This is a genomic window from Laceyella sacchari (assembly GCF_024927925.1).
In the GTDB taxonomy this organism is placed as follows: domain Bacteria; phylum Bacillota; class Bacilli; order Thermoactinomycetales; family Thermoactinomycetaceae; genus Laceyella; species Laceyella sacchari.
This window is the reverse complement of sequence record NZ_CP103866.1, coordinates 2,483,117-2,497,583: the sequence shown is the minus strand read 5'-3', so window position 1 is coordinate 2,497,583 and position 14,467 is coordinate 2,483,117. Positions and strand designations below refer to the sequence as shown.

General features: G+C 46.6%; 10 protein-coding genes, 1 pseudogene and 1 other annotated feature. Of the genes and pseudogenes, 8 read left to right on the top strand and 3 right to left on the bottom strand.

Features of this window, described 5'->3' with window-relative positions:
• The first annotated feature begins 29 nt into the window (after nucleotides 1–29).
• From NYR52_RS12130 to NYR52_RS12115, 4 genes are read left to right on the top strand one after another with little or no spacing between them, the layout of a single operon-like run.
• On the top strand, nucleotides 30–581 hold the full coding sequence (locus tag NYR52_RS12130; RefSeq protein WP_022736691.1) for an RNA polymerase sigma factor: 552 nt from the start codon (nucleotides 30–32) through the stop codon (nucleotides 579–581).
• The gene (locus NYR52_RS12125; protein WP_259435721.1) at nucleotides 571–1,272 is read left to right on the top strand and encodes an anti-sigma factor family protein; all 702 of its coding nucleotides are present in this window, start codon (nucleotides 571–573) and stop codon (nucleotides 1,270–1,272) included. The genes NYR52_RS12130 and NYR52_RS12125 overlap by 11 nt, the downstream gene beginning before the upstream one ends.
• A gap of 18 nt (nucleotides 1,273–1,290) precedes the next feature.
• Nucleotides 1,291–2,313: a DNA polymerase III subunit delta gene (holA, locus tag NYR52_RS12120; protein ID WP_158283360.1), complete on the top strand. Its 1,023-nt coding sequence runs from the start codon at nucleotides 1,291–1,293 to the stop codon at nucleotides 2,311–2,313.
• A gap of 12 nt (nucleotides 2,314–2,325) precedes the next feature.
• Complete coding sequence (locus NYR52_RS12115) at nucleotides 2,326–2,901, top strand: hypothetical protein (protein ID WP_259435720.1); 576 nt, start codon at nucleotides 2,326–2,328, stop codon at nucleotides 2,899–2,901.
• A 52-nt stretch (nucleotides 2,902–2,953) separates the two neighbouring features.
• On the opposite strand, the gene NYR52_RS12110 is transcribed toward NYR52_RS12115, so the two are convergent.
• Nucleotides 2,954–4,255, bottom strand: coding sequence for a phytoene desaturase family protein (locus NYR52_RS12110; protein WP_132222573.1), 1,302 nt, complete (start codon nucleotides 4,253–4,255; stop codon nucleotides 2,954–2,956).
• 240 nt (nucleotides 4,256–4,495) lie between these two features.
• On the opposite strand from NYR52_RS12110, the gene NYR52_RS12105 reads away from it, so the two are divergent.
• Complete coding sequence (locus NYR52_RS12105) at nucleotides 4,496–4,957, top strand: 2-thiouracil desulfurase family protein (RefSeq protein ID WP_132222571.1); 462 nt, start codon at nucleotides 4,496–4,498, stop codon at nucleotides 4,955–4,957.
• A gap of 85 nt (nucleotides 4,958–5,042) precedes the next feature.
• On the opposite strand, the gene NYR52_RS12100 is transcribed toward NYR52_RS12105, so the two are convergent.
• Nucleotides 5,043–5,555, bottom strand: a complete 513-nt coding sequence (locus tag NYR52_RS12100) for a CcdC family protein (protein WP_259435719.1) — start codon at nucleotides 5,553–5,555, stop codon at nucleotides 5,043–5,045.
• 141 nt (nucleotides 5,556–5,696) lie between these two features.
• Nucleotides 5,697–5,941: a binding site (T-box leader), on the top strand.
• A 41-nt stretch (nucleotides 5,942–5,982) separates the two neighbouring features.
• Between NYR52_RS12100 and trpS the strand changes: the two genes are divergently transcribed.
• A complete protein-coding gene (trpS, locus tag NYR52_RS12095; RefSeq protein ID WP_259435718.1) occupies nucleotides 5,983–6,960 on the top strand; it encodes a tryptophan--tRNA ligase in 978 nt (325 codons plus the stop codon).
• Between the two features lie 83 nt (nucleotides 6,961–7,043).
• Here trpS and rpsT read toward each other — a convergent pair whose 3' ends face one another.
• The gene (rpsT, locus tag NYR52_RS12090) at nucleotides 7,044–7,310 is read right to left on the bottom strand and encodes a 30S ribosomal protein S20 (protein ID WP_022736683.1); all 267 of its coding nucleotides are present in this window, start codon (nucleotides 7,308–7,310) and stop codon (nucleotides 7,044–7,046) included.
• Between the two features lie 205 nt (nucleotides 7,311–7,515).
• Here rpsT and gpr point away from each other — a divergent pair.
• Nucleotides 7,516–8,259: pseudogene (gene gpr / locus NYR52_RS12085) on the top strand (GPR endopeptidase); the annotation flags it as partial.
• 443 nt (nucleotides 8,260–8,702) lie between these two features.
• Nucleotides 8,703–14,426, top strand: a complete 5,724-nt coding sequence (locus NYR52_RS12080) for a DNRLRE domain-containing protein (protein WP_259435717.1) — start codon at nucleotides 8,703–8,705, stop codon at nucleotides 14,424–14,426.
• Nucleotides 14,427–14,467 lie beyond the last annotated feature (41 nt).

The following is a 14,467-nucleotide window of genomic DNA, read 5'->3' as shown; positions in this document are numbered from 1 at the left end:
AGAAAGTCTAAATGGTAGGAGGGGTTTTGTTGCTCGACTCTGATTTGATCCGGCGCGCGCAACAGGGAGACAGGCAAGCTGTCGTCCAAGTGTTGAAGCAATTGGAAGTCGCAATGTACCGCACAGCGTATTATTTGTTAAACAATGAGCAAGATGCTCTGGATGCAACACAGGAAGCCTTGTTAAAGGTGTATAAGCATTTGCCGACATACAAAGGGGATGCCATGATCCACACTTGGGCGCAACGGATTGTGACCAATGTCTGTATGGATATGTTTCGTAAAAGGAAGAAGGTGGTGTTAATGCGGGAAGATTTTTGGCGTGAAGATGTTAAGGCCGTCCGCGAAGTGGAAGGCGGCGCAATGATGACTGATCTGAAGCAGGCTATTTCCCGCCTGCCGGAAACGCAACAAACGGCGGTCGTGTTGCGGTATATTCAGGAGTACAATTACCAAGAGATCGCTGAAGCGATGGGGATGCCGATCAATACGGTCAAATCGCACTTGTTTCGGGCACGCAAGCAGTTGAAACAATGGCTGGCGGCTTATAAGGAAGGAGGGGCCACCACCCATGGATCGTGAAAAATGGATTGAATGGATGCAACGCGACCTTGATGGTGATTTGACGCAAGTGGAAAAGGAGATGTTGGAGAAGCATCTGGCCCGCTCGCCTGAAGATGCACGCATTTATGAAGGGTTTCGCTCCTTGTCCGATGAGCTGTCCCGATTGCCGCAAGTGATGCCGCCGACTAGTATGGTTGATTCGCTCTTGGCGGAAATGGAGGACAAACCGTCCGAGTCCCGTCCGAATCCATCCGGCTGGATGGCGCGCTGGCGTCCGTCTCGACGAGTGGCTGTCGGCATGGCGGCTCTGTTTGTCGTGGGATTTGTGAGCGGTGTGTGGGTGAATGGGTGGTTGATGAGCGATCCGCCGAAACAAACGATGACTTCGCGCGACGGCAGTCCCTTCGATCGAAAAAATGCTAGCAAAGTTTCGCCTGATGTACTTATCACCATGAGCAGTGAAAAAGACGGACAGTCCCATATTGCGTTTTCTCCGGATCGTGAATATCAAGCGATCTGGACCGACAACCACCTTTTGGTCAAAACCAAGGATTCGAAAACCACCTATTCGCAAAAGCTGTTCGTCGGCGGGAAAAAGCCGCGCATGCAATGGATTTCCGCCCGACGCGTCAAAGTCTCTTATCAGGATGAAAAAGGGGCTTCCAAACAGCTCACTATTGATGTCGAGCGGGGCGAAAAGGTAAACTAGGGTGAAGAGGTGAAGTCAGTGAACCAGGAGCTTTTACGGGAGCTGAAGCAGAACAAGATTCACCCAGTTTACTTTCTTTATGGCACCGAGCGCTTTTTAATTGAAGAAGCGCTGTCGGGGTTGCGTGCGCATGTGATGCCCGAGAAAGATGAGTTTGGTAATGCGGTTACATTGGATTTGGAAGAAACGCCGATTCAGATGTTGGTTCAGGAGGCGGAGACGCTTCCTTTTTTTGGTGAACGCCGCTTTATCGTGGGCAAAAACGCGCAGTTTTTAACCGCCAGCAAAGGAAAAAGCGGTGTCTCCCATGATTCGGACGCACTGATCCATTATTTAAAAAATCCGTTGGAAACCAGCGTGGTGGTGCTCACCCTGCACGGTGACCATTTGGACAAGCGTAAGAAGGTAGTGAAGGAATTGTTGGCCGGCGCGCGTACGGCGCAATTTGACTCGCTCAAAGGCAAAGAGGCTGCGGAATGGGTTGTGCGCCAGTTGCGCGAGCGACAGGTGCGGATCGACGCCGATGCGCTGAAAGAACTGCTTGTCTTGGTGGGAAATGATTTGCACCTCTTGCATCAAGAATGCGAGAAATTGGCCACGTTTGTGGGTGAGAACGGAGTCGTCACCCCAAAGATCGTATCGGAATTGGTTCCGCGCACGTTGGAGCAGGATGTGTTCAAACTGACAGAGAAAATCGCGGAACGAAAGTTGGAAGACGCCTTTCATATCTGGCATGATTTGCTGTTCCAGAAAGAAGAACCCGTGCGAATCTTGGCGCTGGTCATTCGTCAATTCCGCCTGATGTTTCAAGTGAAGACGTTGGCGGGAAAAGGGATGAGTGAACGTGAGATGGCGCAACAGCTGAAAGTGCACCCCTATCCGGTGAAATTGGCTTCGCGCCAAGCGAGGGCTTTCAGTGAAAAGCAGTTGCGTTCTTTGCTAGCGATGGCCATTGCGGCTGACCAGGAGATCAAATCGGGAAAAGTGGACAAGGAATTGGCTGTCGAACGATTGCTGTTCCGATTGCATATGTCCGCTTGAAAGGAGCAATCAATGATGCAAGACCAACAACGACAAGCTTTGCGCAAACGGCAATGGCTGTATCTCAACGGACTGCTTGTTGCCGTGTTACTTTTGTTGGGACTGTTGCTGGCGTTCAATGTCACCGCCCCGCAGTTTTTCTTAGTGGTGGGGTTGCTCTTTTTGGTGACGCCTGTCAGCATCTGGGTGTTTAAAGAAAGCAACCCCTTGTTGCGAGCGCTCCCCGGCATGGGAGAATTGTCACAATATGAACATGAGAAGCTGGGGGAAAGCTGGGGGAATTATCAGTTCTCCACTGCTTTGTTGCAAACGGCCTGTAGTTTGTTTTTCTTTGTACAGGCCTTCATCCGCGAAGGAGGGGCCCCATTTCGCGAAGGGATACCGATTTGGTATTTCATTGTCGTTCCGGTGATCATACTTTTGATTATCAACTTAAACCATCGCTCGCACATTAAGCGGATGGATGGGAAGACGCCGGAACAACTGCATACTTACGCTGAAGAAAAAAAGTTATTTTCCACTGTGTTTGCATCCGTGACCTTGGTGATGACATTGATCGGCACCTGTGTGGTCATGTTATTAAGTTGATGTTAAATACAAAAAGCCCGGCTCGCTATTTGCAAGCCGGGCTTTTTACGAATCAATCCTGTTCTTCTTCAACAGGGTGTTTCATGATACGGCGGGTGGCTTCATAAGCGGAGGTGAAGGAAAGCTCGGACAGTTGCCCTTTTCCTTGACACCAGTCACCTGCAAAATAAGCGTTGGCCAGGCTGTGGAATTTGACCGGCATCAGCCGTTGGTCATCAATGCATTTGATTTCCTGTACCGTCGCTTTTTTGGACACGCGTTTAGCTACAAGACGGTCGCGCCAGCCGGGGAAGTGCTTGTCATAAATGGATTCGATGATGGCTACTTTCTCATCGGCTTTGTTTTGGGCGATCTCCTCATCATTCAGATAGGCGACAGCTTGCATCAATTGTCCGCCCTCAGGTACACAGGTCGTGTCATAGTATGAAATGTCTGTGATGAATACCTTTTGCGCTTTTTGATAAATGTAAGTAAACGGGCTGGAAATCCGTTCGGAAAGGCCGACGTCGTACACGACCACACTGGTGGGGGAGTAACGAACATATTCTTCGAAATACTTTTGCAAAGGCGTTTCCGCAAACAATTGGCTACATTCTTTGGGCGGTATGCAGAATAGATAATGATCTGCGGTGTACACCGTGTCTTCTTTGCCGTAGATGGCTGTGATTTCCTTGCCGTCCAAGTCGATCCGGCTCACTTTTTCTTTGGTGATGATGCGTCCGCCGTTTTTTTCGATGATGTCGGCGAAAGCCTGCACGATCGCTTGCCAACCGCCGCCGATGTAAGAAACGGCCCGTTGGGTCGCGAACAGGCGCCGGTAGTAATCGAAAAACAACGTCGAAGGAATGCGTTCCGGTTCATTGGTGAAAAAGTTGGATGAAGCGATGGTCAAAAGCAAATCGCGGACTTGTGGCGTTTCTTTTTGTAAATACTCACCAATAGGGATGCCTTCTTCCCCGCGATTGATGGAGGACATTGTTTTGAACACTTCATAAGCAAACCGCAATTTGTTTTGTGAATCCAGCACTTTGGTACGGTAAAGCCCTTCCAATGTTGCCGGCATCGGCGTTGTATACGATCCCATGTCATAAAAGGCTTTGGATGGGGAAAAATCTTTCCAATCGACATTCAATCCAATTTCATGTTCAAATTTGCGCAAAATGGACTTGTCGCGGGCGTAAATGGCATGCGCTCCAAAGTTGAAATTAAATCCTTTCAACGGAATGGTAATCGCCCGGCCACCCAATTTGGGCGCTTTTTCCAACAAGGTCACATCGTATCCATTGTGTGCGAGCCGAGCGGCGGCGCTTAAGCCGGCCAAACCTCCACCCACCACAATCGCTTTTTCAGACACGTAGAAACACTCTCCTCCAGTAAACGGTTACAAAGCGGAAAAAATTGAGATATCGATCACTTTCCTATTTTATCAAGTTTAAAACACTTAGAGTAGGCTTTTATTTGAGTTCGGAAATTTCTTGCTAGTGCGTTTGATTTCCGGTCCGGAAGGGATGTTGATAAGGATGTGAAGAAGGGGTACATTAGGGCGTGATGGATAAACAAATGGAGTTATATGGAAGACAAGGGAAGGGATACGATGAAGAGAAAATTGGTGAGTGCTTGTTTTGCCGGTATCCATTGCCGGTATGATGGCAAGCACAATCGGGTGGAGCAGATTCAGGAACTCATTAAGCGGGGGGAGGCGGTGCCCGTCTGTCCTGAGCAGCTCGGCGGGTTGTCCACTCCACGCAAACCAGCGGAAATCGTTGGTGGTGATGGGCATGATGTGTTGGATGGAAAGGCAAAAGTGGTCACCGTGGACGGAGAAGATGTGACCGAAGCGTTTGTGCGGGGAGCTTATGAGGCGTTACGCGTAGCCCAAATGCTGGGGGTGGAGGAGGCAATCTTGAAAGAGAAAAGCCCCTCATGCGGCAATTGCATCGTATATGACGGCACCTTTCAAGGCGTGAAGAAAGCAGGACAAGGAGTGACAGCGGCATTGCTTAAGCGCCACGGGATTAACGTCGTGTCTGAGGAGGAGTGGAAACAAGAGTCATAAGCAAGCTTTAATGGAAAACGCGTCCCGCGACATTATGGCGTCTTGCAAAAAAAATGGGCCCCCCGAAGAAGGAGGGCTTACCTTGTCAGGCTGTGGGCGAGGGGACGTTTTTCTGCCCAAGCTGTTCTTTGATCTTTTTATATTGGAACAGCATGGCGACGCGCCACGGCAACAACATGCCAAAGGCGAGAATGAAGAAAACGCCGCCTGTCTGGAAGATGCTGATATGATGTTCGATGTAGTTGTGCAAGGCGAGGCGCACCACAAACAATCCGCTCAAAATGACGACGAAGGCGCGAGACTGCTTCAGGTAGATGTCGTCCCCTTTAATTTCAAATGCGGATGTTTTGATGAGTGGCAACGAGAAGAACAAGGCTCCTGCCAAAAAGGACAGGATCGCCCACGAGAGAGGGATGCGGCATTCTGGAAACACGAACATCAGGAAACCGGTGCTCATCCCCAGGGGCGGTATGATGATTTTTTTTGCTGAGGTCGGCTTTTTGGAAGCTCTCAACCGCATGATAAAAAAAGTTGAAGCCATGGCGAACCCAATGATCGGCGCGATGGTTGTGAGTTGAATCGGTAAAATTTGTCCCATATCCGTCCCTCCTGATTCTAGAAAAAAACTAGCACATTCCCGGCCCTTTGTAAATAAGGGCTCGCTTGACTTTTTGGCAATATTGAAGCAAAATGAATATCATTAAGTATCCTATGCGAATGGGAAAATTTTCATACTGGCACAACGGCGATGATAAAGGAGAGTAGTATAGGAGCGGCCGCATAAGAGAGTTGGCGGGAGGTGCGAGCCAACCGGTCCCCCATATGAATGGGCTTTGGAGCCGTTTTCCTGAACGCGGGGGCATATGATAGATTCCGTCAGTAAGGAAATCCGGGTTATTCCGTTATGAATGAATGAGGTGTGCCCGAAGTATATGTTTTTCGGGCAAATAAGGGTGGTACCGCGAGTTCAAGCTCGTCCCTTACGGGGGCGGGCTTTTTTATTTTCTCAAAAGGAGTGTGTCAAGATGGAACGCGTATTATCAGGCATCCAACCGACTGGCGCCGTGACCCTGGGGAACTATATCGGGGCGATGCAACGGTTTGTCCAAATGCAGGAGGAGGCCGACTGTTATTTCTGTGTGGTGAATATGCACGCCCTCACCATTCCGCAAGACCCCGAATTGCTGAAGCAAAGAACCATTGATTTGGTGGCTATTTATCTGGCGACCGGGCTTGATCCGGCCAAGTCCACCATATTTGTCCAATCTCAGGTTCCAGCCCATGCAGAAGCGGCTTGGTTGTTGCAATGCGTTGCCCGCGTCGGCGAACTGAATCGGATGGTGCAATTTAAAGAGAAGGGCAAAGGGTCCGAATCCGTTTTGGCTGGACTTTACACCTATCCCGTTCTGATGGCGGCTGACATTTTGCTTTACAACCCCAAGCGGGTGCCGGTCGGTGAAGACCAAAAACAACACTTGGAATTAACGCGCGAAATTGCTGAGCGTTTCAACCGTGATTACGCGGAGATTTTCACGTTGCCCGAACCGTACATCGGCGAAGTGGGTGCCCGGATTATGGGGCTGGACAATCCGACCAAAAAGATGAGCAAAAGCGCCGATAGTGAGTTCAACTATATCACACTGCTGGATGAACCGAAGAAGATTGAGAAAAAGCTGAAGCGCGCCGTAACCGATTCAGAGAATGTCATCCGCTTCGATCCGGTTGCGAAGCCAGGTATCAGCAACTTGCTCAACATTTACAGTAGCCTGTCAGGCAAGTCGATCAAAGAATTAGAGAAACAGTATGAAGGATTGGGGTATGGTCAGTTTAAGAAGGATCTGATTGAAGTGACGATCGATCATCTCGCGCCGATCCAGTCGCGTTTCCATGAAATCCGCAATTCTGGCGAAGTGGAGCAAGTGCTAAAACAAGGCCGGGAGAAGGCGGCGGCGGTGGCTGATGAAACATTGAAACGCATCAAAGACGCCATGGGCATAATCTAAATGAAAAGATCTCGTCCCAAAACCTGGGGCGAGATCTTTTTAAATAAAAGCGACCCAACAAAGCGGGTCGTTCATAAGCTGCATTACGCTTGCAATGCTTGCAGTTTTTTTACGAGGCGGGATTTTTTGCGAGCCGCAGCGTTCTTATGGATCAGGCCTTTGGTTACGGCTTTGTCCAAAGTGCGAGCAGCCTCTTTGTACAGAACGGTTGCTTTTTCGTTGTCTTGTTGTTCAACGGCAACCAAGAACTTTTTCACAGCCGTACGCATAGCAGACTTTTGGGAAGCGTTGCGCTGACGGCGAATTTCGTTGGTTTTAGCGCGTTTGATTGCGGACTTAATGTTAGCCAATACATTCACCTCCTGTGGGATTCTGATCTCCGCATCCCATTTATGCAACATGCAATATTCTAGCATGAGCTATGGCAAAAAGCAATAACACAAGCCAGAGGAATAAATAAATCAACAAAAAGCAAACTATTAGCGGATTGTCGGGGAGGTGTCCCGAACAAAGGTGGCATCCACCCATGGATGCAACGGGGAGGAAGATTCATTCATGAACGCAGAGCGCACTGAACACCAAATCGATTTGTCTGGCTACTCCATCCGCACAGACCTTGCACGGGAAGCGCATCAGATGGCGGTAGATGAGCGGGGGGGCACAAGCGACATCCCCGGCGTACGGATTGAAGAGAACACCGAAGAAGGCATCACCACCAGCTGGATCTGGATCGATGACCAAGCGGGCAGTGAAGCGATCGGCAAAGTGCCTGGCACTTATCTGACGTTGGAAGTGCCGGCACTAAGAAGCAGAGATTCCATGCTGGAAAAACGCGTAAGTGAACACTTTGCCCAGCAATTCAGCCGTTTTTTGGATGAAGTTGGCATTGGCCTTGACGACTCCGGCCTGATCGTCGGCCTCGGCAACTGGAATGTCACGGCTGATGCCCTCGGGCCGCTTGTGGTCAAACACACCCTCGTCACCCGCCACCTGTTTGAGCTGGCGCCAGAATCTGTCGCTGAAGGGTATCGGCCGATCAGCGCACTCTCGCCGGGCGTGCTGGGCATCACGGGGATCGAGACGAGCGAGATCGTGCGCGGCGTGGTGGAAAAGACGAAACCGGACTTCGTCATCGCCTTTGATTCATTGGCGTCAAGAGCGCTCAGCCGCGTGAACACCACCATCCAAGTAGCTGACACCGGTATTCATCCTGGCTCAGGGGTGGGCAACAAGCGCAAAGCACTCACCAAAGAAACACTGGGTGTACCGGTGATTGCGATTGGAGTTCCGACAGTTATAATATTGCTGGTATGGAAACGATCCATTTATTCAAAAGGATTGCTAGGACGTTTCCTGTTCCCATCAAAAAACAGGTGTTAATAAAAGTTGGTTGAGTTGTTCAGTCAGAGGGATTTTAAAAACTAGTGACAGTTTACTTTGACATCATATAAATGCATTATATCAAGATGAAAAACTTAAAACTGATAAGTCTTTTATTGATTATGGGCCTGGCAAGGAGGTGCCGGGCTTTATTTTTTCAAATCGTTTTGATGGTACTTTTACATAATAGAGTATAAATTGCTTAAAATAGGATAAAATATATAATCTGTTTATAAAAAAAATAAATTAAAAGATAGATAAAAATAATTGATTTATTATTTATAACTTATTAAATTATATATTGTAGTTGTGACTATTTTGTGTCACGAAACAACTAGCATGTGAAGAAAGAAGGGATATGTTTGCAATTTTTTTATGCTGAACGATACGCGCGAATTCGTAGCATTGTATCGATTACCATTGCATTGACATTGATCTTCACTCTCTGGCCACAAGCAACATTTGATGTATTGGCTGCTCCCGCACCCAAGCCAGTTGAATTGGAACACATGCGGACTGCCACTTCCAAAACTTATATATCTCCAGACAAAAAGACATATACTTTGGAAGAATATTTGGAACCTATTCATTATAAAAAGGGTGATAAATGGGTAGAAATCGATAACGAGATAAAAGAGATAAAAGAAGTCAAATTAAAAAAAGCGGACGCTGTAGATGATGCTGAACTTTCCCTCACAAATGGAGGAAACCAATTTCAAGTGGGGTTTGCTCCACGTAGCCGGGGCAAGAAAGTCGTTCGTTTGCAATTGGGACAAGCCCACATCGATTTCGGGTTGGTTGATGGTGCCAATGTAGCTGCGAAAAAAGATAAGAACAAAGTGACATATCCCTCGGTTTATCCATATACGGATCTGAGCTATTATGTCACCAATACAGGTTTTAAAGAAGCCTGGGTGTTGCAAAAATATACTGGACAGTCTACTTATACATTATCTTTAAAAACGAAAAATGTGGATGTCAAACAAGAGAAAGACGGTTCTCTTTCATTTTTGGACAACAAGGGTAACACGGTGTTTGCCATCCCTCGACCTTTTATGGTGGATGCCAATGATGAGCAATCCTTTGGTGCCAGATATGAATTGCGTGAGGAGAAAAACCAAACATTTATAGATTTGAAAGTGGATACCGCTTGGTTAAAGGATGAAAAGCGGGCATATCCAGTAGTGATCGATCCATCTGTTTCGGTGCAAGGTGCACTTAAGACATACGATGCCACAGTCACAAATTCCACTAATGGTAAAAATGTTAACTTTGGCACTTCTTCTTATTTGCTCACAGGAACCTATACTGATCCGACTTATGGTACGGGAGAATATCGTTCGTATCTCAAGTTCGCATTATCTCCATTATTGAGTGGGGCTAATATTTCTTCAGCGACGCTTACATTGCATCAATACGCAACCACTCATGCAGAGCAAGTCAATGTTTATCAAGTCAACTCGGATTGGAACTCAACTGATATCAAGGGAAGCAACCAACCGTCATCTGGTACAACACCTATCTCCACGAAATCGGTTGGAGCTGTGGGAGCTTATGATTTTGATATCACTTCACTAACAAAACAATGGTATGCAGGCACCAGCTCCAACTATGGTGTGATGTTACGCCTGAATTCGGAAAGCAATAACCGAAAAGGATTTCGTTCCAGTGACTATCTCGACCCTGATCCAAACAACTCGCAAAAGCCCAAGCTGACCATTACTTATACCATTGATCCGATAGGTGTAGAAAGTTTCTGGACGACGGCTGCCTCTAATGTGAATACTTATAACGGTAACTATTATTTGCAAGATACGGATGTCAGTATCAGTGGCCGCGGTCCAAGTTTGTCAGTGGAACGAGCTTATAACAGCCGTTCAAACAAAAGTGGTATTTTTGGCTATGGTTGGATTTCCAATCTAGAACAAAGTCTATCCATGGATTCCGATGGTCCTGTTGCTTATACTGATGCCGATGGCACCACACATACGTTTATACCGGAATATGGATCGGGCGGAGTATCAACGGGTACGTATAAAGCGCCTGATGGAGTCAACTTGGAATTAGTGAAAAACAGTAACGGTACCTTTACCCTGATAACATCGGATCAGACAAAATACAATTTCAACTCAGCCAAAAAGTTGGTCTCGATTTTTGATAGCAACAATAACACGACAACGATCGCTTATACCGATAACCTGCCCACGTCCATTACTGATGCGTCAGGTAGACAAATCACACTGGCTTATGATACCAACAACCGAGTCAGCAAAGTGACTGATCCAGCGAACCGCTCAGTGGAGTACACCTATGACGCGAACGGCAATTTGACTGGCATCACACACAAGGATGCAACAGGTTCGGTGGTGTCAACAGAGGCATATGGCTATGACGATAACCACAACCTTACATCGATTACTGATCCAAACAACCATACGAAAACAATCAGTTATGACACGGACAGTGACCGGGTGAATACTGTATCTTATCCCATCACAGTAAATGGTGCGAAACAAACGGCGAAAACAACATTTAGTTATGATGCAGTCAATAACACCACCACCGTCATTGATCCAAAAGGAACGAAAACGATTTATACCCATAACACGTATGGAAATGTGATCCAAACAACGCAAGATCCGACTGGTTTCAATATTAAGAACACGTTTGATTATGACGACAAAAACCAATTGATCAGCCACAAAGACGGCAACGCCAACGCAACTGACAGCACGGGTACTTACAATTATACGTATGATGAGAAAGGAAATCTGACTAGCACCAGTACGCCACTCAACAACACGAGTAGCACCACTTATGACAGCAAGAACAATCCGGTGACGGAAACAGATGCCAACGGCAACACCACAACCAACGAATATGATGATAAAAACAATTTGACGGCCTCTACTGATCCAGTCGAAAAATCAACTGCGACCAAATACAATGCCTATGGCAACGTCTTGTCGGAAACATCGGCGATGAGCCCTGGCAATAACTTGGCTATCAATGGGAGTTTTGAGCTGGATCGCAACAGTGACAATTGGCCGGACAATTGGAGCAAAGTGCCGAGTGGATCCGTTAATATCTCTTGGGATAGTACAGGCCTTACAACAGATGGCATCACCTTGGGGAATAAAAGCATCAAAATTTCCAATGTCTCTGGGGCTACGGCCATTGCCAGTGATAAAGTTGCTTACGATCCCAATAAAACCTATGTACTGAGCGGATATGTAAAAACGAGTGGCGCACAGGGACGAGGTAGCATCTATGCGTTTGCGTTCAACTCCAAAACTGGAGCGTCCACAGCCATCGCCGGTGCTGGCATTACAGGCACGCAAGAAGCGACCCGCATCCACTTGTCTCTCGATCCGGGAACATTGACAGGATATGACCAGTTGCAAATACGCGGGTATATCAGCGGAATCAATGGCCAATATGGAGGAACGTATTGGTTTGATGGCTTGCAAATCGAAGAAGGGCATTACGGAGCATATAACGTATTGGAAAACAGCGACTTTGAACGAGATATCGATCCCGCTGGCGACAAAATTCCAGATCGTTGGTATTTGCAAGGAGACACAGCGGCAGGGGACGGCCTAGATGCCACAGAAACATATAGTGGTGTACGTTCAGTCAAATTGGTTGGGGATTCAGCAAAATACAAAACGGTGTACCAAGATGTCAACTTAAAGGGTGGAGCGGGTTCGATCTTAACTGTATCTGGCTTTTCCAAAACGGAAAATCCGAACCCAAATGGCATTTACGGATACATTATCAATACCTATGATTCCAGTGTGGGAACTGATGTAGTGGAGAAGTTTACATTTAACTTTGATCGCTCAAAGTCTCACGATTGGCAACATATTGCCAGTGAGATAAAAACGACCAAATCCTTCGATCGAATCAGGGTGTACTATGAGTACAGCAATCAAACGGGAACAGCTTGGTTTGATACCGCCAAAGTGGTACCAGATGCCATTACCACCTACCATGGCTATGACAGCAACAACAACTATGAAACGTCAACTACCGATCCTGAGCAACGGGTCACACAACGCAGTTATGATACGGTTGGCAACACGACCAGTGAAAAGGTTGGATTGGACACGACGAAGTTCACTTACGATGCGCTGGATCGCCTGACTAAGGTGACCGATGCGAAAAATCACACCACCGAATACCAATACGATGCGGCGGGCAACAAAACCAAGGTCATCAACGCCAAAAACAAAGAAACAACCTATACTTACAACGAATTAAATCAAATAAAAAGTGTTACCGACGCTAATAACAAAACGACAACGTATGACTACGATCTGAATGGAAACCAAACCAAGATCACATACCCGAACGGTAACAGTGTTTCGTATGGCTACGACAGTGTTAACCGACAAGACGTTATTTCCTACAATGGTACGCAAACATACACTTTTAACTATGATGCCAACAATAACCTCACCAAGGAAACCGATGTAGTTAGCGGCAAATCGACTGAATATGCCTATGATGCTGACAACCGCCTGAAACAAGTGAAAGAGCCAAATGGCAATCAAACGGATTATACCTATGACGCCAATGGAAACGTAACCCAACAAAAGCTGACCGCTGGATCTACAGTGATTACACAAGACTATGGGTATAATGGGAACAATCAACTAACCAAAATCACATCCAATGGTACCAACCAAGCATGGTTCAACTACAACGAGCAAGACCAAGTTGCTCGCCGTAAAACGGCTGACGGCAACATGACCTTCAACCGGTATAATGGCGCGGGAGATTTGATAGCACGCGACATTTTTGACAAAAACGGAAACCAGATTGACAGCTTTGTCTATACTTACAATAATAAAGGCAATATTACATCAGTCACATCCAAAGCGGGCACGACCTCGTATGTGTACGATGAACTTGATCAATTGACCAAAGAAACCCGTCCCGATGGCACGACTTATGAATACACCTATGATGCTGTGGGTAATCGTCTAACCAAAAAGGTAACGTCTCCAAGCGGAACGGTGACGACAACCACTTATACTTATGATGATGCAGATCAGCTTACTTCCGTCAACGGTACGACCTACACCTACGACACCAACGGCAACCTGCTAAGTGATGGCAACAAGACGTACGTCTATGACGTGGATAACCGATTGACCACTGTTAAAGACAGCGCAGGAAATACGATCGCTTCGTTCACCTATCGTGCGGATGGCATGCGGAAGACGATGACGACGGCATCGGGTACCATTACGTTCCATTATGATCAAAACAACAATGTGGCGTATGAAACAGATCAAAGTGGAGCGGTTGTAGCGAGCTACACCTATGGTTCAGAAAATGAACCTGTTAGCATGTTTCGTGGTGGAAAGACGTATTTCTATCAGTTGAACGGGCATGGGGATGTGGTAGCACTCACGGATCAAACAGGTGCTGTTGTAAACACTTATACCTATGATGCATTTGGAAACCTCGTCAACCAAACGGGTACGGTTGAAAATCCCTATACCTATGCCGGTTATCGGTATGATAAGGAAACGGGATTGTATTACTTGCAAAGCAGGTACTATAATCCAGAGACGGGAAGATTTTTGACGAGGGATACATTTGAGGGATTTGAAAAAGAACCACTGAGTCTGAATAAGTATACGTATGCAGAAAATAATCCTGTAAATAGCATAGATCCTACTGGACGATGGTCTTTTAAAAGATCATTAAAAAAGTTATTACATCGAGTTGTTTCTGCACTATTTAGTGATATGAGACAAAATACCCTTACAAACATTGCATTCTTATTTTTAGGAGGATTTGGTGCAGGGTTTAAGACATATAGAAAGTTAAGGTCTGAATTTCATCTGTTTGAAAAATATATTTTGCGAAGATCTTTCAAATCATTTCTTCGTGGAGCACTCGGAGGATATTTGCTTGGAAATGTAATAGGTACTGCCAGTAGAATAGCTTCTGCAGGAAACAAGCTATTTAATTACGAGGGCTGGTTTGATCGTACTCATGTAGGTAGATCGATTGATAAAGGTTTAACACGAGTAGAGCGGTATCTTCATAATCGAATTAACCGTTGGTAATATTGTAAGTTAATAATAAAGAGCTAGAAATAAATCTTTTT